The sequence below is a fragment of the Amycolatopsis sp. Poz14 genome (assembly GCF_006704225.1).
Taxonomy (GTDB): Bacteria; Actinomycetota; Actinomycetes; order Mycobacteriales; family Pseudonocardiaceae; genus Amycolatopsis; species Amycolatopsis nivea.
Genome location: NZ_JACLHD010000001.1, coordinates 974,098 through 995,219, shown reverse-complemented (window position 1 = coordinate 995,219; position 21,122 = coordinate 974,098). Strand labels below are relative to the sequence as shown.

Genomic DNA, 21,122 nt, shown 5'->3' with positions numbered 1-21,122 from the left:
CTCCTTAACGCTTGCCGTGCAGGACGGTCACCAGCTTGGCGACCAGCGCGTCCGTGGATTCCTTGCGGGAGAAGGACGTGAGCGTGAGCGGCGCAGTGAACCGCTGCCGGGCCACCGCCTTCGGGCGGGCGAACTCGCGCAGCCCTTCCGGGCCGTGGATCCGGCCGAACCCGGAGTCGCCGACGCCGCCGAAGGGCAGCGACGCGATCCCGGCGAACGACAGCGGCGCGTTCACCGCGGTCATCCCCGCACGCAGCCGCGACGCCAGCTCGGCGCCGCGCGCCCGGGAGAACACCGTGGAACCGAGGCCGTACTTGGTCGCGTTGGCTTTCTCTACCGCCTCGTCCATGTCGCGGACCTTGGCGATGGTGACGGTCGGGCCGAACGTCTCCTCGCGCACCGCTTCGGAGTCCTCCGGGACGTCGACCAGCACGGTCGGCTGCACGTAGCGGTCGCCGACGCTCTCCACGCCGCCGACCAGCGCTTTCCCGCCGCGCTTCAGCGCGTCCTCGATGTGACCGCGGATCACCGACAGCTGCGAGGGCATGGTGATCGGCCCGTACTGCGCGTCCTCGTCCGAGCCGGCGCGCACGTTCTTCGCCTTCTCCACCACCTTGGCGACGAACTCGTCGGCCACCCGTTCGTGCACGTAGACGCGCTCGACACCGATGCAGGTCTGGCCGGAGTTGGAGAACGCGCCCCACACGGTGGCGTCAGCCGCCGCCTCGAGGTCCGCGTCCGTGTCGACCAGCAGCGCGTCCTTGCCGCCCGCCTCGATCACCACCGGGGTCAGCGTGTTCGCGGCGGCCGCCATGATCTTCTTGCCGGTGGCCGCGGAGCCGGTGAACGCGATCTTGTCCACGCCGGAGCCGACCAGCGCGGCCCCGGTCTCGCCGAATCCGGTGATCAGCTGCAGCACCGGCTGCTCGGGCACGATCTCGGCGAACGCGTCCACCAGCCACTTACCCACACCCGGGGTGTACTCGCTCGGCTTGAAGACCACCGCGTTGCCCGCGGCCAGCGCGTATGCGATCGAGCCGAGCGGGGTGAACACCGGGTAGTTCCAGGGCCCGATCACGCCGACGACGCCGAGCGGGAGGTACTCGACGGTCGCGGCCTGGTTGGCCATCAGGAGACCGGACGAGCGGCGGTGCTTGCCGAGCACCTTGCGGGCGTTCTTCGCCGCCCACGCGATGTGCTCGATCGCCAGCACGCTCTCGAGCTGGGCGTCCGCGATCGGCTTGCCGGTCTCGTCGCGCACGACCTGGCACAGCTGCGGCAGCCGCCGGGTGAGCACGCCCTTCCAGCGCTGCAGCCGCTCCGCGCGCCCGGCGAAGCCGAGGCCGTCCCACCAGCGCGCGGCCGCCCTCGCCCGCTCGACGGCGGCGCTGACCTCGTCGGCCGTGTGCACCGGGTAGGTGCCGACGACCTCGTCGGTGGCCGGGCTGAGCGAATCGAACGTCTCGCCGACGGGCGTCGGCTTCGGCTGGACCGCGGTCATCGGCGTCTCCCCGTCTCGGTGAACCCCCAGGCTACGAGGTTGCTGACACTCTGCCAACAGTTGCCCGGGCTTCCCGCCAGCATGGCATCCCGGAACTGGCGCGGAAAGTCCTCCGACCGGGAGCCCTCGCTGGACGCCCTCGCGGACCAGGCCACGAGCGTAGGGTTGAACCGACCGATCTTGGTAAGGAGAAAACCTGATGCGGATCGTCCATTTCGGACATTCCTGCGTACTGCTCGAGACCGCCGCGGAGCGGATTCTGCTCGATCCTGGCACGTTCTCCACCGGCTTCGAGAACGAGCGCGAACTGTCCGCGGTGCTGATCACCCACCAGCACTTCGACCACCTCGACGTCGAACGGCTGCCCGGCCTGCTCAAGGCGAACCCGGGCGCGAAGCTGATCGTCGACCCTGGCTCGGCCGAGGCCGTCGAGAAGCTGCACCTGGAGTTCGAGGTCGCCAAGCCCGGCGACGCGTTCGAGATCGGCGGCACCTCGGTGTCGGTCACCGGCGGCGAGCACGCGGTGATCCACGCCGACATCCCGGTGATCCCGAACATCGGCTACCTGGTCGACCACGGCGCCTTCTACCACCCGGGCGACTCGCTCTTCGTGCCCGAGCAGAAGGTCGACGTGCTCGGCCTGCCCACCGGGGCCCCGTGGCTGAAGGCCGGCGAAGCGGTGGACTTCCTGCGTGCGGTCGCGCCGCGCCGTTCGGTGCCGATCCACGAGGCGGTGCTGGCCAACGCGGCGGCGAACATGCACTACGGGCTGTTCCAGAACCTCGCCCCGGAAGGCACCGAGGTGAAGGCGCTGGAACGAGGCGTCGCGACGGAGGTCTAGGGCTACGCGGGCGCGATGTGGCGCAGGGAGCCGTAGGTGCTCCCGAAGGCCCGGTTTTCGAGGGCCACGTCCACCGCGTCCAGCAACGCCTGCCGCAAACCGGGGCGGCTGAGGTCAGCGGCGTCAATGCCGAGCCGCACCAGCCCGCCTCGGCGCGCGGCCCGCGCGGAGGCCAGTACGAGCGCGAAGCAGCGGACAGTCTCCGTACGGTGCGACTGAGTCGTGAAGTCCTGCACTCGCGCGCGCCGAATCTCGCCGGTCACCAGGTCCCGTACGGCGTTCTGGTCAGCGCACAACGTGAAGCCGTGCTCCTGCAACGCCTGCACAGTGCCAGCCGACGCCAGCCATCGCGGCGGCGCAAAGCCGTCAACAGTCACGCCGGTCGCGTCGAGGGCGGCCTTCGCAGCGATGAGCCGGAGCCGCGCTTCGTGCGCGGGGAGCACGGCGAACTCGGCCTTACGCCCCAGGTGCACGGCGCGATGCGTCGGCGGGATGCGGTGGTCGTAGCCGTTAAGCAGCACCGAGTCACCCGCTGCGGCGCGCGTACGGACCCAAGCCGTCACGGGCCCGTCCTCGGTGCGCGCGACATGCAGGATCGACAGCGGAACATGCCGACGTTCGAGTTCGGCCGCCAGATGCGCACAACGGTGCAGCGTGCGCGTGGTGACCCCGGACAGCGAGACCAGCAGGCGAGCATCCACGCCACCATTGCGCCGCAGCCGTGTGGCGACCGCCTGACCGCTCCGTGAACTGCGAGTGAGACTTACGCGGCGGACAGTCACCGCTAGGTTATGCGGCCTTGCGGCAGTGCCAGACGAGCATCGACGGCACGCCCTTCGCCGCCGCGGCCAACGCTTCCGGCACCAGGCCGTTCAACGACCACGGCCAGAGATCCCACGGCCCACCACCAGGTACGTGGAGCGGTTCGGTCGGTGCGGGCGTCGGCTCCGCACAGTTCACCGGCGCGAGACCGGCGGCGAAGAATGCACGCAAGTAATCACCGACGCGATGATGACTCGTCCGCACCCGAGCCGGGTCGCCGTCGGCCGTACGCACGGACGGGATCGATCCGCGCTGGACTTGCTCGGGATGCACGTCGGAAAGGACGAGATGCCCACCCGGGGCGAGGACGCGAGCGAACTCCGCGATCACCAGTGCCAGGTCCGGTACGTGCGACAACGCGAGACCGCAGAGCACGACGTCCTGCGAACCGTCATCGACCGGAAGTTCATGCAGGTCAGCAACGAAAGTCGAGGCGGCTTTGGCGTGGCTGAGCATCTCCGGCGAACCGTCGACGGCGACCACGTGGTGACCGCGCTCGACCAACAGCCGGGTGAGCCGCCCCGTGCCGCAGGCAGCATCAAGCGCCCGACCCGGCGGAATCGCGTCAAGGATCGCCGCGACGTGGGGCTCGTCAGCGAACGCAGCGTTCTCGCCAGAGTCATACGCGGCAGCCCAGCGAGCGTAACCATCTCTAGGCGCGAGCTGGGTTACCTCGACGCCGTGGGCCAGGTCGTCGTCAGCCAGCAGCGCGCGAATCTCGGCCAACCGCGCTTCGACAAACTCGCGATCGTGCTCGCCGATGAACGCGCGGAGCAACGCCGCTCCTTCGATCCCGATGAGGTAAGCGAGAGGATGCTCGTAACTCACGCCTGCGGACGCTAACCGGGCAAATGCCGCAGTGCCACCGATTTTCGCGTTAGCCTGCACGCCATGGCCCTGTGGCGACGAAAACCTGTTGTTCCAGCAACCCCCTGGGCAGGCAGCGAATTACGCGCCGAACCAGGCACCCTCCCAGGAAAACCGCGACCAGCAATCATCCTGTCCGCAGGCCCCGTACGGGCGTCTGTCCTACCCAGGGAACTACGAGATTTCGGCCGCGGCCGCGTCGAAATCGTGGAGTCCTTAGGCCCCGGCCCACTGGCCTTCCTGTTCCGCGCGTCGGCGGCGGCACCGACTTCCCTTGCCGAAGAACAGGTTCGCGACCTGCCGAAAGACGCCGTAGTGCTAGCCCTTCCGAACACCCCGCCCGCCGCAGTACTGACCGGTGCCGAACGGGACAGTTTCCTCGATTGGGCTCAGCGACTCACGGATTGACCGGTTTGGCCGCCTCCACGAGCCGCCGCACCGCGACCGCGACCCGCCCCCGCAGGTCGGGATCAATGAGGGATCCGTTCTCGACAGCTTGGCGGGGAATCGGAATCCGAGCACAAGCGTCGTCGACGATGCGAGTGCCCGCGTAGGTGAGGGTTTTGCGGAGAGAGTCATGCGCGTCCGCACCCCCAGTCGGCGCGGCGACCGAAGACGCGTTGATCCACGCGACCGGTTTGCCGTACATCTCCCCGCCGCCGATCGTCCAGTCGAGCAGATTCTTGAAGGAACCCGGCAGGCCACCGGCGTACTCCGGGGTGCAAAACAGGACACCGTCCGCCGCCCCGATCGCCTCCCGCAACGCGACGACCTCGCCAGGCAACGGATCCCGGTCAAAATCCGGATTGAAATGCGGCAGCCCAGAGAGACCACCGTACACAGTGGACGCCGTAAACCCAGCCGCGGTAGCGATGACAGCCGCATTGACCGAACCGGCCCGCAGGCTGCCGCTGATGAGCAGAAGCACGAACCCCAGTGTGCCAGGACGGGGGCGTTCGCGGGGTTGGCTTTTCGGGGCGCGCCTGACTTTCACCCACTGCTACCGCGCGAACGCAATCGCTACCCGGCTGCCTGACCCCGGACACGCTTCCGAGGTGCGCCAAGCTTGGCGGTGAACGATCGATGGCGAATCGGACCGCCCTCGCGGAGTGCGGATTCCGGAGCGGGCTGGAGCGGACGAAGCTGCTTCGCGCTGGCACGGCTCGATGAAAGCCAGCCGAGTGCGGCCTCCGTGCCGACCTGGAACTGGCCACGACCAGCCGGGCCGGAACGGGCAGCTCGGAAGGCCCAGGCTCCGCGCCGACCTGGAACCCGCAGCAACCAACCCGCACCGAACCGAGAGTCAACCGAGCTCAGATTCCGCGCCCGCCCGAAACCGACTGCAACGGGCCCTCGCGAAAGCGGCACCGTAGGCAGCGCGCTCAGCTCAAGCTCCGTACCTACCTCGACCCTGCAGCTACCAACCCGCAGAACCGGCAACCCGCGGGCAAAGCCCACCCTGCGCAGGCTCCGCGCCCGCCGCAAACGCGCAGCGAACCAACCCGCGCCAGACCGGAAACCCGCCGAGAGCCAGCGCAGCTCAGGCTCCGCCCCACCTCTCAACCGGCAGCAACCGGCCTGGGCCGGGAAGCGGCTCGCCGAGGTCAGCAGCCAGCTGTCACGTAGCGGAGTGGCCTCACTCCCACACCACCCCTCCTCGTCGTCCCTGTGCCAACCCAGCCGCCGCCGCTGTTGATCGGGTTGCCGGGTCCAGTGGGTTCGGGCCGATCGCCGCGACGGAAGCCTCGTCTGGTTCCAGTACCGCTACCTTCGCTCCTGCCGAGCGCAGGTCCGCCAGTACCTGGTCGAACGGCCGCTCCGTCGGGAACGGCTCCGCCGCGCCCATGGGGACGACCACTGCCACCTGGGCGAAACCTGTTGCGTAGTCGGCATTCGAGGCGGAGCGGACGCCGCCGTCGACGTACCAACCGCCGTTGATCGGTACTGCTGGCCAGATTCCGGGCACTGCGCAGCTGGCCGCCACCGCGGCGATCAGCGAGACGCCGGACGAGCTGTCGAACACCGCTGGTTCGCCGGTTTCCGCTTCCACCGCAACGATTTTTACCGCGCGCTCGGGCCACTCGTGGGACGGCAGGCGGGATTCGATCACCGCGCGGCGTCGCGGTTCCGGGACGGTTTCCGCGGCCAGCGCATACTTTCCCATCGCCCGGCGGGTTTCCGCCGCGGTGCCGCCGTCGGCCAGCACCGCGGCGAACTCCTCGCCGAACTTTTCCGGGTCGAACTCGGCCGCGATCTCCGCCGCTTGCAAGGCCGGATCGGTTTGCCGCGCGTACAACTGCGGCAGCGGCAATCCGCTGCCCAGCTGTGCCGCCACCGCCGCGCCTGCTGACGTGCCGATCAGCATGTCGACATCGGTTACGTCCTGGCCCGCTTCCGCCAGCCCGGTCAGCAATCCGGTCGCCCACGCGATCCCGGCGACGCCACCGCCGCCCAACACCAACGCTCGGCTCATGCCGCTCCTTTCACCGGCACCCACTCTGCCCTACGGCACCGACAATTTCCGCAGCGCGGACTCCAGCAGGGCGTCCGTCTCAGGTTTCGGCAGGGCCAGCTCCAGCAGGGTTTCCGCCACCTCGCGGTATTTCGCCACCCGCGCCGGACTCGAGCTGCTGGCGCTTTCCCGCAGCAACCGTTCGTGGACGATCGAGGGCAGGTCCGCGAAATCAAAAATCGTGAACGCCCTGCCCAGATCGGGACGGCGGTCCGCCGGGACCACTCGCACCTCGGCCCTGCCTTCCGCCAACCGTTCGCGCAGATGCCACAGCTGCTCCGCCATCGCGTCCGCGTCGCCGATCCTCTTGTGCAGCGCCCTTTCCCCCAGCACCAGCACACACCGCGCGCCCGAATCGAGCACCGCGCGCCGCGACAGCCTCTCGGCTACGCGCGCGTCCACTTCGTCCGCCGCAACGCCCGCAGTGCTCGACAACAGCGCTCGTGCGTACCCGCTCGTCTGCAACAGCGGCGGCACCACTTCCGGCTCCCAGCCGAACACTGCCTCCGCCGTGCGTTCCCACTCCAGGTACGGCTCTTCTCCGCCGCCGTCTATCCAGTCCTGCTCTCGCGCTCCTCGCGCCATCTCCACTATTCGCCTGCGATCCGGCCCGATCACCCTGCAGTGCGCCAGTACCGCTCCGATGTCCTCCGGCTTCGGCAGCCGCAGTCCTCTTTCCCAGTTCGTCACGAAACCAGGCGTCATCCCCAGCAACCGGGCCAACTCTCTTACACCCAGTCTTCTTCTCTCCCGCGCCGCGCGTAACTCCAGGCCCAATGCCCTCGCGCGCGGTGTTGCGTACGGTGTGGTCATGGTTGCAGTGTGTCAGGGGGTGCCGACAGTTTTCGGGGTTCTCTCCCTGGGCCCTCTGCTGCTTCCCCGGCCTACAGCCAGTCCTCCAGCGACAACCCCGTCAGCCTCTCGTACGCCTCCACGTACCTTCCCCTCGTCGCCTCCACCACTTCACTCGGCAACGGCGGCGGCTGTACGTTCGACGCCCTCTCCCAACCCGACTCCGGCCCCGTCAGCCAATTGCGCACGTACTGCTTGTCGAACGACGGCTGCACCCTTCCCGGCTCGTACCCCTCCGCCGGCCAGTACCGCGACGAATCCGGCGTCAGCACTTCGTCCGCCAGCACCAGCGCGCCCGTCTCGTCCACTCCGAACTCGAACTTCGTGTCCGCCAGCAGGATTCCGCGCTTCGCCGCCACTTCCGCGCCACGGCGGTACACCGCGAGCGTCGCCTCGCGTAGCTCCTCCGCGCGCTTCGCGCCGATAGTCGCGACCACTGCGTCGAACGAAACGTTCTCGTCGTGCTCGCCGAACGCCGCCTTCGTCGCGGGCGTGAAGATCGGCGACGGCAGCTTCGATGCCTCCACGAGCCCTTCAGGCAGCTCTACGCCGCACACTGCGCCCGTACGCTGATAGTCCGAGTAGCCGGACCCCGTGAGGTACCCGCGCGCGACAGCTTCGACCGGAAGCATGTCGAGACGGCGTACGAGCAGCGCGCGCCCGCGTACCTCGGCGGGGATGCGCGGGTCGTCGTACGCGACAAGGTGGTTCGGGATCAGGTCCGACAGCTGCTCGAACCAGAACACGCTCATCGCCGTGAGCACGCGGCCCTTGTCGGGGATGGGCGTGTCCAGGATGAAGTCGTAAGCGGAGATGCGGTCCGAGGTGACCAGCAGCAGGTGGTCGTCCCCGACCGCGTACAGGTCCCGGACTTTTCCGGCGGCGATCTTCGGGTAATCGGCGAGCGTCGTCACTGCTGCACCCTAACCCGAGCACCGCTACAGCGAGGATGATGCAGGTCATGGCCTACCGCTGGATTTCGTTCACCTCCGACTACGGGCTGCACGACGGCTTCGTGGCCGCCTGCCACGGGGTCATCGCGGGCATCGCGCCCGACGTACGCGTTCTCGACGTGACGCACCTCGTCCCGCCGCAGCAGGTGCGCTCAGGCGCGGCAGTGCTCGCGCAGACCGTGCCGTCGCTGCCTAAGGCCGTACACCTCGCTGTCGTCGACCCAGGCGTCGGTACTGAGCGCCGCGGCATCGTGGTGGTCGCGACGCACGGCATCCTCGTCGGCCCGGACAACGGTCTGCTTCTACCTGCCGCAGAGGCGCTAGGCGGCGTGTACGCGGCGTACGTGATCGACGTGCGAACGCCGACGTCCGCGACCTTTCACGGCCGAGACATCTTCGCCCCTGTCGCGGCGAAGCTCGCGCTCGGTGCACACCCTGGCTCTTTCGGCCCCGCCATCCGCGACCTGGTGCGCCTGCCAGAGCCGCTGATCGCGGCGTTTCCGGGCAAGCTCGTGTCGGACGTGCTGACCGTCGACCACTTCGGCAACGTCCAACTCGCCGCCGCCCCCGCCGACCTCGAACTAACCGGCTTGACCGGTGAGGTAACTGTGCACAGCGAGCACGTCGCGGTGTCCGCCACGATCGGCCGGACCTTCGCCGACGTGCCGCGCGGCGCGAACCTCGTCTACACCGACTCGGCGGGCAAGCTGGCCGTCGCGGTCAACGGCGGTTCGGCGGCTTCGGTGCTGCGGATCGGGCCGACCGAGGAATGCACCATCACCGCGTCGCCGACCGCCAGCTGACCGGGCCGGGTCACCGCCGCCTTCATGCCGAAGAGGACGCCGCCGTCCGGGTCGCGGTGGTACGCCGCCAGCGAGCGGATCGGCTCCGGACCGGAGCGCTTGCCGGTTTCCTGATCGACCATCGGCACCGCGCAGCGCACGCACAGTTTCGCGTAGGCGAACTCGGCCCCGCCGGCTTCCATCCGGCGCACCGAATCCTCCGCGTGCGGTTCCGCCCAGCCGCGGATCACGAGATTGGGCCGGAACCGGTCCATCGGCACCGGTTCGCCGCCGCGCTCCGCGATCCGTTCGTTCAGGTGGTCCAAAGAGGACTCGGAGATCACGAGGATCGCGTGCCCGTCGGCGAACCGCGCGGTGCCGGGAGTCTCACCGCTCGTGACGCGGTCATGCTCCGGGGTGACGCCGAGCAGCACGGACGGCTGACCCACCACGGTGGAGAACCACTCCGCGGCGTCGGCACCCTGGTGGACGCCCTCGCCGGTCCAGTTGAAGGTGGCCGCGGGGTGCCGTCGGCCGTCCTTCTGGACCTCGATGGTCAGGTCTTCGACGCCGGGAGCGGACAGGGCGAGGCGGGCGCCGCCGTCCAGGAGGCGCGGCCGGATGGCGGCCATGACGGGGAAGCGGCGCTGGCTGCGGAAGTCGCCGTCAGCCGCGGTGACGATGAACTCGCGGTCGTGCGCGAGACCGGCGGGCGTCACGTCGGCGGACTGGACGGTCGTGCCGGCACAGCCCTTGACCGGGTAATACGTGAGCCGCGAGATCGTCCCCATGGGGTTCACGGTACCTGGTGGCCCGGAGGGGATTGGGGCGCACGATCCCGCACGGACCGCCGCTGCGCCGGTACGCGAATGTCGGCTGGCACCCTGCTCCGCGACGAAACCGGACGCGTCCTGCTCGTCGAGCCCGCTGCTGGTTCTCGACTACGCGCCGGACGACGGCCGGATGCCGGAAGGGCTCGCGTTCATCTTCGACGGCGGGCGGATCTCCACCTCGGAAGCCGCCCGGCTACCCCTCACCGACCGGAGATCCGGGCCGTCCATCTGCTGCCGATCGACCAGGCAGTGCAGCGAGTGGCACCGTCGCTGGCCCGGCGGCTCCAGGACTCCCGGGAAGCCACGCGGACCAGCGACAGCGTCTGCGAGGACGGCCGTCCCGTCACAAAACCTGCGACAAGAACTGCTGCAACCGAGGACTAGCCGGTGCCTCGAACATCTGCTGCGGCGTCCCCTGCTCCACGATCCGCCCAGCGTCCATGAACGCGACCTCGTCGGCCACGCTGCGGGCGAAGCCCATCTCGTGCGTCACCACGATCAACGTGAGGCCCCGCGAAGCCAGCCCAGCCATCAGGTCCAGGACGCCCTTCACCAACTCCGGGTCCAGCGCACTCGTGGCCTCGTCGAAGAGCATCACTTCCGGTTCCATCGCCAGCGCACGGGCGATCGCCACCCGCTGTTGCTGGCCTCCGGACAACGCCGCCGGGCGGTACGGGGCCTTGTCCGCGAGCCCGACTTCCGCCAGTCGCGCCCGGGCGACCCCTACAGCGTCCTCTTTGGACAGACCCCGAACACTGCGCAGGGGGAGCACGATGTTGTCGAGCACCGAACGATGTCCGAACAGGTTGAAGTGCTGGAACACCATCCCCACCCGCTGGCGCAGCGCATCGGGATCCGAGGAGATGACGCTTTCCCCGTCCAGCAGCAGGTCGCCGCTGTCCGGCTCCTGCAAGCGGTTCACGCAGCGCAGCAGAGTGGACTTACCAGAGCCGGACGGGCCGATGACGCACGTGGTGCTGCCGCTCGGCACCTTCAGGTTCACTCCGCGCAGGACTTCCAGCGTCCCGAATCGGACGTGGATGTCCTTCAGTTCCACCGAGGACGAACGAATCGCTGTACTCATACCGTCCCGCCCGCGATCATTTCCTTGGTCTCCGTGGTCACCTTTCGACCGGTCTGCAGCCGCTTGTCGATGTAGTTCACCAGGTGGGTCAACGGAACCGTGATCACCAGGTAGACCACGCCCGCCGCGACCAGGGGCGACAGGTTGCCGGTGTTGGCCGCGAGGTCCTGGCCGATGCGGAACAGTTCCCGTTGCGAGGTAAGGAAACCGAGGAAGTACACCAGGGTCGAGTCCTTCACCAGCGCGATGAACTGGTTCACCAGCGCGGGCAGCACTCGCCGCACGCCCTGCGGGATCACCACCAGCAGCATCGCCTTGGTGTAGCTCATGCCGAGCGCGCGGCTCGCCTCCAGCTGTCCCTTGTCGACGCTCTGGATGCCCGCCCGGAAGATCTCGCCGATGTACGCGGCGGCGATCAGGCTCAGCGCGGCGATGCCCAGCGGGTACGGGTTGTTGCCCACCAGGCCGCGAGCGAGCAGGCCGACGCCCTGGCCGATCACGAGGATCGTCAGGATCGCGGGCAGGCCACGGAAAATGTCCGTGTACACCCGCGCGGGCCAGCGCAGCCAGCGTTTGGTGGACAGGCCCATCACCGCGAGCACCATGCCGAGCAGGGTCCCGATAATAGCCGCCGCCACCGACAGGATCAGGGTGTTCAGCAGGCCGGTCTTGAGCAGGTCCGGGAAAACCTCCCAGATGTACTGCCAGTTGAGGAAAGTGTCGAAAAACTGGTCCATCAGGCTACTTCGTCTTGAAATCCGCGGGAACCGGAATGCTCGGCTCGAACTGCTGGTGCACCTTCGCCCAGGTGCCGTCCGCGACGGCCTTCTTGATGCCGTCGTTCAGCTTGCCCAGCAGTTCGGTGTTGCCCTTCCGCACCGCGTATCCGTGCGGGATGCTGGTCGTGATCGCCTTCGTGACCTTCAGCTCGGGGTTCTTGCTCGCGTAATCCTCCGCGGACACCTGGTCGAACACCGCGCCGTCGATCGCCGCCGACTTCAACGCGCTCAGCGCCGCCGCGTCGTTCGGGAACCGGACCGCCTGTGCCTTCGGCGCGTTCGCGGCAAGCCAGGTGTCCGACACCGTGCCCTGCACCACGCCGATCCGCTTGCCGGTCAACGAGTTCTCGTCGGTGATGCCCGCGGTCGCCTTCGCCTCGATGCCGAGCGACTGGTAGTTGTACGGATCGCTGAACGCCACCGTCTTCTTGCGCTCGTCGGTCTGCGCGATCGCCGAACTGCCGATGTCGAACCGGCCGTTCGCGACGCTGCCGAGCAGCGCCGAGAAATCGGTCGCTACGAATTCCAGCTTCAGGCCTTCTTTCGCGGCGATATCCTTCAGCAGCTCGTTGTCGAAGCCGGTGAATTGGCCGTTCTCCTGGTAGGCGTTGGGCCGGGAATCGCTCAGCGTGCCGACTCGCAGGGTCTCGCCCGCGTCGCCACCGCACGCGGTGAGACCGGCGACCAGTGCCGCCGCGAAGGCGGTGACGATCAGTTTCTTCATGCCACCAGTGTGCCCGGGCATCAGGAGTTCGCCACCGGGAGGCCGGGGCCGCCCTTCTCCAGCTCCTTCGCGACCGGAGCCTGCTTGAAGAACTGCGCGTGCAGCCGGGCCGCGGTGCCGTCGGCGATCGCCTTGGCGAGACCGTCGTTGATCTTCTTCAGCAGCTCCGGGTTCGACTTGGCGACCGCGAAGGCGGACGGGGTGTCCTTGTCCGCGACGGTGTAGCCGAATTCGAGCGGAATCGCCGGGTTCTGGTCGATGTACTTCTGGCCGATGTCCTTCGGCACGACCCAGCCGTCGAGACCGCCGGTCTTCAGCTGCGCGAAACCGGCGTTGTAGTCCGGGAAACGGACAACCTGCGCACCGGCGAGCTTGCCCGCGAACTCGTCCTGCACCGAACCCTGCACGACGCCGACCCGCTTGCCCGCGAATGAGTTCGCGGCGGGCAGCGCGGCGCCCTTCTTGCTGACGACGGTGGTGTAGCTGGTGTCGTAGCCGTTGCTGAACGCCACCGTCTTCTTGCGCGCGGCGGTCGCGGAGATCGTCGAGCTGCCGATGTCGAGCTGGCCGCCGGCGACCTTGGCGAGCAGGCCGGAGAACTCGGTGCCGACGAACTCGACCTGGAAGCCCTCGCGCTTGGCGATGTCCCGCAGCAGTTCGTTGTCGTACCCGGTGAACTGGCCGTTTTCGAGGTAGATGCTGGGCGGGGCGTCGGTGAGGGTGCCGACGCGCAGGGTTTCCCCGGAAGCGTCCGAGGATCCGCACGCCGTGAGGCCCGCGGTGGCGGCGACAACGACGGCGAGCGTGCTGAGGATCTTTCTCATGACTTCTTCCTGAATATCCGGCGTGCGCAGACAAGAAGCGCCGGGCCGCGGGGTGGCGGCCTGGCGCTTCCGGGTTCGGCACGAAGACTAAAAGCTTCGCCCGATCGAGTAATGCCGTCTCAGCACGTGGACGACGTGCGCGCACTCACAGAATCGGCTGCGGCGCGTACGCCGCGGCGTCCGGGAACCGCTTGAGCACGTCCTCGACGCGCGCCGCGACTTCTTCGACCTGACGCGGGGCCACGCCGGTGAACGAGATCCGGTCGGCGAGGAGTTCGTCCAGGTCAGCGCGGTCGAGCGGGAGGCGTTCGTCGGCCGCGAGCCGGTCGAGGAGGTCGTTCTCCGCGCCGCGTTCGCGCATCGCGAGCGCGACCCCGACGGCGTTCTCCTTGATGGCCTCGTGAGCCGTCTCACGCCCGACGCCCCGGCGCACCGACGCCATGAGCACCTTCGTGGTCGCGAGGAACGGGAGATAGCGATCAAGCTCACGCTCGACCACGGCCGGGAACGCACCGAACTCGCCGAGCACGGTGAGGAAGGTTTCGAGCAGGCCGTCGAGCGCGAAGAACGCGTCCGGCAGCGCGACGCGGCGCACCACGGAATCCGAGACGTCGCCCTCGTTCCACTGGTCGCCTGCCAGTTCGCCGATCATCGACAGGTAGCCGCGCAGCACCACGGCGAGCCCGTTCACGCGCTCGCACGAGCGGGTGTTCATCTTGTGCGGCATGGCCGACGACCCGACCTGGCCCGGCTTGAAGCCCTCGGTGACCAGCTCGTGCCCGGCCATCAGCCGGATCGTCTTGGCGAGGCTGGACGGCGCGGCGGCGAGCTGGACCACAGTGGACAGCACGTCGAAGTCGAGCGAACGCGGGTACACCTGGCCGACGCTGACGAACCGGTTGCCGAAGCCGAGGTGCTCGGCGATCCGGGATTCCAGCTGGTCCAAAGTGGACTCGTCGCCGAGCAGGTCGAGCATGTCCTGCGCGGTGCCGACCGGGCCCTTGATGCCGCGCAGCGGGTAGCGCTCGATCAGGTTGTCCAGCCGGGAGAACGCGACGAGCAGCTCGTCGGCGGCGGTCGCGAAGCGCTTGCCGAGGGTGGTCGCCTGCGCGGCGACGTTGTGCGAGCGGCCGGCCATCACCAGGTCGGAGTGCTCGACAGCCAGCGCGGCCAGCCGGGACAGCACCGCGGCGACGCGGCCGCGGACCAGTTCCAGCGACCGCAGCTGCTGCAGCTGCTCGACGTTCTCGGTGAGGTCGCGCGAGGTCATGCCCTTGTGCACGTGCTCGTGCCCGGCGAGGGCGTTGAACTCCTCGATCCGGGCCTTCACGTCGTGCCGGGTGACGCGTTCGCGCGCGGCGATCGAGTCGAGGTCGACCTGCTCGACCACGCGCTCGTAGTCGTCGAGGACGCCGTCGGGCACCTCGACGCCCAGTTCGGCCTGGGCCCGCAGCACGGCGAGCCACAGCCGCCGCTCGAGCACGACCTTGCGTTCGGGCGACCAGAGCGCCACCAGCTCAGGCGAGGCGTAGCGGGCGGCGAGCACGTTCGGAATGCGGGGCTTGTCCGTCACGCGGCCACGATACCTGCGCAGGTCAGCGGGGCGGTCACCACTCCGTGAAGCTGCCGTCGGGCAGCCGCCACACTGGGGACCGCCAGGCGTGTCCGGTCTCGTCCGCGCGGCGGACGGCGGCCTCGTCCACCTCGATGCCGAGCCCGGGGGCGTGGCGTAACCGTCGACGCGGGTCTTGCACCGGCATCGACAACACGACCTGCTCGTCACCGCTCGCGTATCGCGGAGGTCTCAGCCACCACGCCCACCGGCCGGTGTCGGCGACTTCCTGAACGCGCACGCGATCGGAAGCGACACCGCCGACACCTCACCACTCCGTGAAGCTGCCGTCGGGCAGCCGCCACACCGGCGACCGCCACGCGTGTCCGGTCTCGTCCGCGCGGCGGACGGCCTCCTCGTCCACCTCGATGCCGAGCCCGGGCGCGGTCGGGCGTGCGGCGTAGCCGTCGACGAAGCGGAACAGCGCGTCGTCGGCGAGATAGGCGACCGGCTCGCGACCGTCGTGGTAGTGCATTCCGAGGCTTTGCTCCTGGATGAGGAAGTTCGGCGTCGCGAACGCGACCTGCATCGCGGCGGCCAGCGAGATCGGGCCGAGCGGGCAGTGCGGGGCCAGGTTCGCGCCGTACACCTCGGCCAGCGCGGCGATCCGGCGCAGCTCCGAGATGCCGCCCGCGTGCGACGGGTCCGGCTGCACCACGGCGACGCCCGCGTCCAGCACCGGTTTGAACTCCCAGCGCGAGAACAGCCGTTCCCCGAGCGCGATCGGCACCGTCGAGGCCTCGACCACCGACGCCACCACGTCGGCGGGCAGTTCCGGCAGCACCGGCTCCTCGACGAACATCGGCTGTACTTCTTCGAGCATCTTCACCAGCCGCCGCGCCATCGCGGGCGAGACGCGGCCGTGGAAGTCGATCGCCAGGTCCCGGTCGGGTCCGAGCGCTTCCCTGGCCTCCCTCGCGCGGGCCAGCGCCGCCTGAGCCTCGGCGGGCGTGGCGATCGGCCCGAGCGGGCCGGCGACGTTCATCTTCACCGCGGTGAAACCCCGCTCGACCTGCGCGGACACCGCGTCGAAGATCCCCGACGGACGGTCGCCGCCGACCCACGAATACACCCGCACGCGGTCGCGCACCGGACCGCCGAGCAGCTCGTGCACCGGCGCGTTCCGGGCCTTGCCCGCGATGTCCCACAGCGCCTGGTCGAACCCGGCGAGCGCGCTGGAGAGCACTGGACCGCCCCGGTAGAAGCCGCCTCGGCGCAGCACCTGCCAGTGGTCCTCGATGCGCAGCGGATCCTTCCCGACGAGCAGCTCGGCCAGCTCGTGCACGGCCGCGCGCACGGTCCCGGCGCGGCCTTCCACGACCGGTTCGCCCCAGCCGGCGATGCCCTCGTCGGTGCTGATCTTGAGGAACAACCAGCGCGGCGCGACGAGGAACGTTTCGATCCCGGTGATCTGCACCTTGTCTCCTAAGCAGAGTCTTTCGCGGCCGACCAGCCGCCGTCGACGGTCAGATCCGCCCCCGTCACGAACGAAGCCGCGGGCGAGAGCAGGAACGCGATCACCGCGGCGACTTCGGCCGGGTCGCCCAGCCGTCCGGCCGGTGTCGCGCGGGTGCTGCGTTCGCGGTCTTCCGCGCTGATCCGGTCCCAGGCCTCGGTCTCGACCGGACCGGGAAGCACCGAATTCACCCGGACCTCCGGCGCGTACTCCACGGCCAATTGCCGCGCCAGAGACACCAATGCGCCTTTGCTGGCCGCGTACGCCGGATGTCCGGGAAGCCCGAATCGGGCGTGCACCGAGGAAACCAGCACCACCGAGCCGCGCCGAGAGCGCAGCGAGGGCAGGCAGGCCCGGACGGCCAGGTACGACGCGGTGAGGTTCACGTCGAGCTGCCGTTGCCATTGCGCGCGGTCGGTTTCGTGCAGTGGGCCCAAAGTCGGCAGGTACGCGTTGCTGACCACGGCGTCGACTTCGCCCGCCAGATCGAGAACTCGTTGCCACGTCTCGTCATCCGTCACGTCGCCTTGCACGCCGCCGGGCACGGGAGCGAGGTCGACGCCGATCACCCGGTAACCGTCGGCTTCGAGCTGACGGGCGGTCGCGGCTCCGATTCCGGACGCCGCGCCGGTCACCACGGCAGTGCGCATGGTTCGCAAGCATGCCGGGGCGCTCGAGCCACAGTCAAGAATAATTAGTAATTTATAATTTGCCTGCTAGGCTGGCCGCCATGGGATACCGGTGGGAGATCACGCGCGAAGCGGTGCGTCAGGGCGTCGTCGGAATCGTGCGGACGGCGGACGCCGCCTCGGCCGTCGCCGCCGCGCGGGCAGTGCTCGACGCCGGGTTGAAGTCGGTCGAAGTCCCGCTCACCAACGCGGGCGCGCTCGTCGCGATCGAGGAGCTGAGCGCCGCGTATCCGGACGCCACCATCGGGGCCGGCACGGTGCTCGACGAGTCGTCCGCGACGGCCGCGATCCGGGCAGGGGCCCGGTTTCTCGTCTCCCCGTCGCTGCACACCGAGGTCTTGCGTACCGCTCATCGGTACGGCGTCGTGGCGCTGCCCGGCACCGGTTCGGTCACCGAAATCGTGCGCGCGATGGAGGAAGGTGCTGATGCCGTAAAGGTTTTCCCCGCGTCCGCACTCGGCCCGCAGTGGATCAAGGACGTGCGCGCCGCGCTTCCGCAAGCCCCGCTCGTGCCGACGGGTGGAATCGCTCCCGAGGACGTGCCACGCTGGCTCGACGCGGGCGCCGTCGCCTGCGGGATCGGGTCGGCGCTGACCCGTGGATCCGCTGAGGACATCCGGGCCCGAGTGGCCGCACTGGTGAGGGAGAGCTCGTGAGCGACGTCGTACTCGTCGGCTGCCGTACCGCCGAAACCGGCGGGAACGGCACGGGAATCGCGGTTTTCCGGCGCTCCGGCGACGAATTGACCGCGGATTCGACGTTGCCGATGGTGTCGCCGACCTGGCTGACCCAGCATCCCGCGCTGCCGATGGTGTACGCGACCAACGAGACGAGCTACGGCGAGATCACCTCCGTTTCGGTCGCCGACGGCCTAGTCGCGCTCGACGTGGTCGAATCCGGCGGGGCCAGCCCGTGCCATCTCGCGGTGACGCCGGACGGCCGGTTTCTGTTGTGCGCCAACTACGGCGGCGGCAGCCTCGCGGTGTTCGCCCTGCGCGAGGACGGCCGGATCGACGGACGCACGGACCTGGTGCAGCACACCGGAAGCGGACCGCGCGCCGACCGGCAGGAAGGCCCGCACGTCCACATGGCCGTGTCGTCGGCGGACAGTTCGGTGGTGAGCGCCGTCGATCTGGGCACCGACGAAATCCGCAGCTACACGTTGTCTCCTGAAGGAAAACTGACTCCGCTGGCCGTCTCGTCGCTCCCTCCGGGCACGGGCCCGCGACAGCTCGTGCGCGGCGCGGACGGAATCGCTTACGTGGCCGGGGAATTGTCCGGCGAGCTGATCACGATGCGCGAGACTTCGCCGGGAGCGTTCGAGTTCGTCGCGGCGACCCCGGCGACGGCGGCCGGCGGCGAATCCCTCGTGGCGCACCTGGAAGTGCTCGACTCCGGGATCTACCTGTCGAATCGCGGACCGGAATGCATCACGTCGTTCGCCGGGGCCCCGCTGCGCGCGACGGCCGATCAGCCGTGCGGTTCGTTCCCGTGGAACTTCGCGGTAGCGGACGGAACCTGCTACACCGCCGCTTTCAAGGACGACGTCGTTTCCGTTTTCCCGTTGAAGGAATTGGGAAACGCGACAGTCCGGAAGTATCCGACCGGTTCCCCGACGTGCGTACTCCCGCTCCGGTGACCGACCAACGCCCTCGCGGACTGCACGGACAGACCGTGGAAACGCTCGCCGCGCGCATTCTGTCCGGCGAATGGCCCGAGGGCATGGTGCTGGACCTTCCCGCGCTGCGCGAGGAGCTCGACATCAGCCTCACCGCACTGCGGGAAGCGCTGAAGGTATTGGCAGCAAAGGGATTGATCGGCGCGCGGCAGAAGCACGGCACTTACGTGCAACCGCGCGAGAGCTGGCAGTTGCTCGACGCCGACGTCATGCGTTGGCAAACCACCGCACGCGGAAACGCTGGCCTGCTGGACGAATTGGCCGAAGTCCGCGCCGTGGTCGAGCCCGCGGCGGCGCGGATGGCTGCCGAACGTGCGACCGCCGAAGACCTTGCCGCGCTTGAATCCGCCCTCGACGCGATGGTCGAAGCACCGGATCCGGAAGCGAGCGTCGAGGCGGATCTCGCGTTCCACCGCAGCCTGTTGACCGCCGCGCACAACAACTTCCTGCTCCAGATCGAACGCGTCATCGCGATCGGCTTGGCGGAGCGGGACAAACTCGTCCACAGCGCCGGTCCCACCGACGATCCGGTACCGAGCCACCGCCGGGTGCTCGACGCCATCGCCGCGCATGACGCGGTCGGCGCGGAGACCGCGATGCTGGAGCTGCTGGTGAAATCCGCCGCCGACGCGAAGCGGTCGGGTCAGGAAGTGAACGCCCGACGATAGGCCGTCGGCGTGGTCCCGAGGGTCCGCCGGAAATGCAGCCGCAGGTTGGCCGGAGTGCCGAGACCGCAGTCCCGCGCGACCCGGTCCACCGAATAGTCCGTGGTTTCCAGCAGTTCCCGCGCTTTGCCGAGCCGGGCGTTGAGCAGCCACTGCAACGGCGTGGTCCCGGTTTCCTCGGCGAACCTGCGCAGGAACGTCCGCTGCGACATCTCCGCGTGCCGGGCGAGCAGGCGGATGCTGAGCGATTCGTCCAGTCGCTGCAACGCCCATTCGCGCGTGGCGGACAGCGAAGCGTCGCCAGCGTCCGCGAGCGGCGCGGGCACGTACTGGGCCTGCCCGCCTTCGCGATGCGGAGCGGCGACGAGACCGCGCGCGATCCGATTGGCGACCGCGGCACCCAAGTCGCGGCGCACGATGTGCAGGCACAGATCGATGCCGCAACACACCCCCGCTGAGGTGAGCACGTCGCCCTCGTCGACGTAAAGCACATCCCGGTCGACCTGGACCGAAGGGTACGCCCGCTCAAATTCGTCGATATATTCCCAATGCGTCGTGGCGTGCAGGCCGTCCAGCACTCCCGCGGCGGCCAGCGCGAACGCACCGGTGCAGATGGACACCACCCGCCGTTCCCGATCGCGCGCCTCGGCCAGCAGCTCGACCGCCGCTTCCGGCGTCTCGCGGATCGGGTCGTACCCCGGCACGATCACCGTGTCCGCCGCGCGCAGCTCCTCGATCCCGCCTTCCGCGGCCAGCTCGAACCCGGCGCTGGTCGCGACCGTCGGACCGAGCGCGCACAGCGACATCTCGTAGTGCGTTTGCGGCCGGACCTGGAACACCTGCGCCGGAATCGCCAGGTCCAGCGGAAGGACCCCGTCGAGCGCCAGCACCGCGACCCGATGCACCGTCATGGCAAGATTCTATCGAAGTACGGCAAACTTGCCACTCACCAGGTCAGAGCCGTGCGGGCCAGGCTTGAAGGCATGACCGAACTCCTTTCGGACCCGGTGGTCGCGCTGCCCGCGACTCCGCTGGCGGACGCCGTCCTCGAGGTCGTCCGCCCGGTGGAATCGCAGTCGGTGTTCAACCACAGCGTCCGCTCCTACCTGTTCGCGCGGCTGGTCGCCGACCGGTTGGCGGTATCCGGCTATGCCGACGACCTGCTGTTCGCCGCGTGCGTGATGCACGACATCGGCGTCGCACCGGACGGTCCGCACGTGGAACGCTTCGAGGTCGAAGGTGCCGACCGAGCGGCTGGTTTCCTGGCAAAACAAGGGATTTCCACCGCGGACGCCGACGAGGTCTGGCAAGCCATCGCCTTGCACACCACCGCGGGCATCGCGGAACGCCGTGGTCCGCTGTGCGTGCTCGTCCGCGCCGGGGTGTCCGTCGACTTCGGCGGCCCGGTCGGCGCCGAGTACCTCTCGGCCGTCACAGACGAGGAGGGCGTGGCGATCCACGCCGCTTACCCGCGGCTCGAGATGGTCCGCTCGCTCACCGACGCGATCGTCGCGCAGGCCGCGAAGAATCCGAAGAACGCGCCAGTCCCGTCCGTCCCCGCTGATTTCCTGCGGGAACGCGAGGCCGATGGCGAAACCCGGCTGGAACGCGCCTCGCGCACGTCGCGCTGGGGCATCTGAGAAAGGGA

23 protein-coding genes are annotated in these 21,122 nt (G+C 69.0%); 6 read left to right on the top strand and 17 right to left on the bottom strand.

The features are described 5' to 3' along the window. Positions 1-4 precede the first annotated feature (4 nt). Positions 5-1,501 carry an aldehyde dehydrogenase family protein gene (locus tag FKO37_RS04980; protein WP_238603843.1) on the bottom strand — a complete coding sequence of 499 codons (1,497 nt, stop codon included), beginning with the start codon at positions 1,499-1,501 and terminating at the stop codon, positions 5-7. A 199-nt stretch (positions 1,502-1,700) separates the two neighbouring features. Here FKO37_RS04980 and FKO37_RS04975 point away from each other — a divergent pair, with 199 nt between their 5' ends. After that, positions 1,701-2,342: an MBL fold metallo-hydrolase gene (locus tag FKO37_RS04975; protein ID WP_037808710.1), complete on the top strand. Its 642-nt coding sequence runs from the start codon at positions 1,701-1,703 to the stop codon at positions 2,340-2,342. Between the two features lie 2 nt (positions 2,343-2,344). On the opposite strand, the gene FKO37_RS04970 is transcribed toward FKO37_RS04975, so the two are convergent. The 6 genes from FKO37_RS04970 to FKO37_RS04945 form a co-directional block, all read right to left on the bottom strand. Further along, the gene (locus tag FKO37_RS04970) at positions 2,345-3,043 is read right to left on the bottom strand and encodes a DUF2334 domain-containing protein (protein WP_238603842.1); all 699 of its coding nucleotides are present in this window, start codon (positions 3,041-3,043) and stop codon (positions 2,345-2,347) included. A gap of 88 nt (positions 3,044-3,131) precedes the next feature. Next, positions 3,132-3,992, bottom strand: coding sequence for a class I SAM-dependent methyltransferase (locus FKO37_RS04965; protein ID WP_238603841.1), 861 nt, complete (start codon positions 3,990-3,992; stop codon positions 3,132-3,134). A 436-nt stretch (positions 3,993-4,428) separates the two neighbouring features. Next, positions 4,429-4,953: an NADPH-dependent FMN reductase gene (locus FKO37_RS04960; protein WP_374204452.1), complete on the bottom strand. Its 525-nt coding sequence runs from the start codon at positions 4,951-4,953 to the stop codon at positions 4,429-4,431. Between the two features lie 714 nt (positions 4,954-5,667). Then, positions 5,668-6,504 (bottom strand): patatin-like phospholipase family protein, encoded by an 837-nt coding sequence (locus tag FKO37_RS04955; RefSeq protein ID WP_238603839.1) that lies wholly within the window; start codon positions 6,502-6,504, stop codon positions 5,668-5,670. 30 nt (positions 6,505-6,534) lie between these two features. Next, on the bottom strand, positions 6,535-7,356 hold the full coding sequence (locus FKO37_RS04950; RefSeq protein WP_238603838.1) for a helix-turn-helix transcriptional regulator: 822 nt from the start codon (positions 7,354-7,356) through the stop codon (positions 6,535-6,537). A 71-nt stretch (positions 7,357-7,427) separates the two neighbouring features. After that, complete coding sequence (locus tag FKO37_RS04945; protein ID WP_037808718.1) at positions 7,428-8,309, bottom strand: phosphoribosylaminoimidazolesuccinocarboxamide synthase; 882 nt, start codon at positions 8,307-8,309, stop codon at positions 7,428-7,430. Positions 8,310-8,356: 47 nt separating this feature from the next. Here FKO37_RS04945 and FKO37_RS04940 point away from each other — a divergent pair, with 47 nt between their 5' ends. Beyond that, on the top strand, positions 8,357-9,151 hold the full coding sequence (locus FKO37_RS04940) for an S-adenosyl-l-methionine hydroxide adenosyltransferase family protein (protein WP_081684958.1): 795 nt from the start codon (positions 8,357-8,359) through the stop codon (positions 9,149-9,151). Here FKO37_RS04940 and FKO37_RS04935 read toward each other — a convergent pair. The 9 genes from FKO37_RS04935 to FKO37_RS04895 form a co-directional block, all read right to left on the bottom strand. Beyond that, positions 9,034-9,921, bottom strand: coding sequence for an MOSC domain-containing protein (locus tag FKO37_RS04935; protein WP_238603837.1), 888 nt, complete (start codon positions 9,919-9,921; stop codon positions 9,034-9,036). The two genes, FKO37_RS04940 and FKO37_RS04935, sit on opposite strands and share 118 nt — an antisense overlap. 385 nt (positions 9,922-10,306) lie before the next feature. After that, positions 10,307-11,047 (bottom strand): amino acid ABC transporter ATP-binding protein, encoded by a 741-nt coding sequence (locus tag FKO37_RS04930; RefSeq protein ID WP_238603836.1) that lies wholly within the window; start codon positions 11,045-11,047, stop codon positions 10,307-10,309. Then, positions 11,044-11,784, bottom strand: a complete 741-nt coding sequence (locus FKO37_RS04925) for an amino acid ABC transporter permease (protein ID WP_037808725.1) — start codon at positions 11,782-11,784, stop codon at positions 11,044-11,046. The genes FKO37_RS04930 and FKO37_RS04925 overlap by 4 nt, the downstream gene beginning before the upstream one ends. Before the next feature lie 4 nt (positions 11,785-11,788). Continuing rightward, positions 11,789-12,550 carry an ABC transporter substrate-binding protein gene (locus FKO37_RS04920; protein WP_238603835.1) on the bottom strand — a complete coding sequence of 254 codons (762 nt, stop codon included), beginning with the start codon at positions 12,548-12,550 and terminating at the stop codon, positions 11,789-11,791. Positions 12,551-12,570: 20 nt separating this feature from the next. Further along, a complete protein-coding gene (locus tag FKO37_RS04915; protein ID WP_134662151.1) occupies positions 12,571-13,374 on the bottom strand; it encodes an ABC transporter substrate-binding protein in 804 nt (267 codons plus the stop codon). A 145-nt stretch (positions 13,375-13,519) separates the two neighbouring features. Further along, positions 13,520-14,947, bottom strand: coding sequence for an adenylosuccinate lyase (purB, locus tag FKO37_RS04910; protein ID WP_043834707.1), 1,428 nt, complete (start codon positions 14,945-14,947; stop codon positions 13,520-13,522). A gap of 34 nt (positions 14,948-14,981) precedes the next feature. Then, on the bottom strand, positions 14,982-15,227 hold the full coding sequence (locus FKO37_RS04905; protein WP_037808734.1) for a hypothetical protein: 246 nt from the start codon (positions 15,225-15,227) through the stop codon (positions 14,982-14,984). A 27-nt stretch (positions 15,228-15,254) separates the two neighbouring features. Continuing rightward, positions 15,255-16,403 (bottom strand): galactonate dehydratase, encoded by a 1,149-nt coding sequence (dgoD, locus tag FKO37_RS04900; protein WP_238603834.1) that lies wholly within the window; start codon positions 16,401-16,403, stop codon positions 15,255-15,257. Between the two features lie 8 nt (positions 16,404-16,411). Further along, positions 16,412-17,092, bottom strand: coding sequence for an SDR family NAD(P)-dependent oxidoreductase (locus FKO37_RS04895; protein ID WP_037808737.1), 681 nt, complete (start codon positions 17,090-17,092; stop codon positions 16,412-16,414). Positions 17,093-17,172: 80 nt separating this feature from the next. Here FKO37_RS04895 and FKO37_RS04890 point away from each other — a divergent pair, with 80 nt between their 5' ends. From FKO37_RS04890 to FKO37_RS04880, 3 genes are read left to right on the top strand one after another with little or no spacing between them, the layout of a single operon-like run. Then, positions 17,173-17,787, top strand: coding sequence for a bifunctional 4-hydroxy-2-oxoglutarate aldolase/2-dehydro-3-deoxy-phosphogluconate aldolase (locus FKO37_RS04890; RefSeq protein WP_238603833.1), 615 nt, complete (start codon positions 17,173-17,175; stop codon positions 17,785-17,787). Further along, the gene (locus FKO37_RS04885; protein ID WP_238603832.1) at positions 17,784-18,770 is read left to right on the top strand and encodes a beta-propeller fold lactonase family protein; all 987 of its coding nucleotides are present in this window, start codon (positions 17,784-17,786) and stop codon (positions 18,768-18,770) included. The genes FKO37_RS04890 and FKO37_RS04885 overlap by 4 nt, the downstream gene beginning before the upstream one ends. Continuing rightward, positions 18,767-19,477, top strand: coding sequence for a FadR/GntR family transcriptional regulator (locus FKO37_RS04880; RefSeq protein ID WP_238603831.1), 711 nt, complete (start codon positions 18,767-18,769; stop codon positions 19,475-19,477). The genes FKO37_RS04885 and FKO37_RS04880 overlap by 4 nt, the downstream gene beginning before the upstream one ends. On the opposite strand, the gene FKO37_RS04875 is transcribed toward FKO37_RS04880, so the two are convergent. Then, the gene (locus FKO37_RS04875; RefSeq protein ID WP_238603830.1) at positions 19,453-20,385 is read right to left on the bottom strand and encodes a GlxA family transcriptional regulator; all 933 of its coding nucleotides are present in this window, start codon (positions 20,383-20,385) and stop codon (positions 19,453-19,455) included. The two genes, FKO37_RS04880 and FKO37_RS04875, sit on opposite strands and share 25 nt — an antisense overlap. Before the next feature lie 72 nt (positions 20,386-20,457). Here FKO37_RS04875 and FKO37_RS04870 point away from each other — a divergent pair, with 72 nt between their 5' ends. Then, the gene (locus FKO37_RS04870; protein ID WP_238603829.1) at positions 20,458-21,114 is read left to right on the top strand and encodes an HD domain-containing protein; all 657 of its coding nucleotides are present in this window, start codon (positions 20,458-20,460) and stop codon (positions 21,112-21,114) included. Positions 21,115-21,122 lie beyond the last annotated feature (8 nt).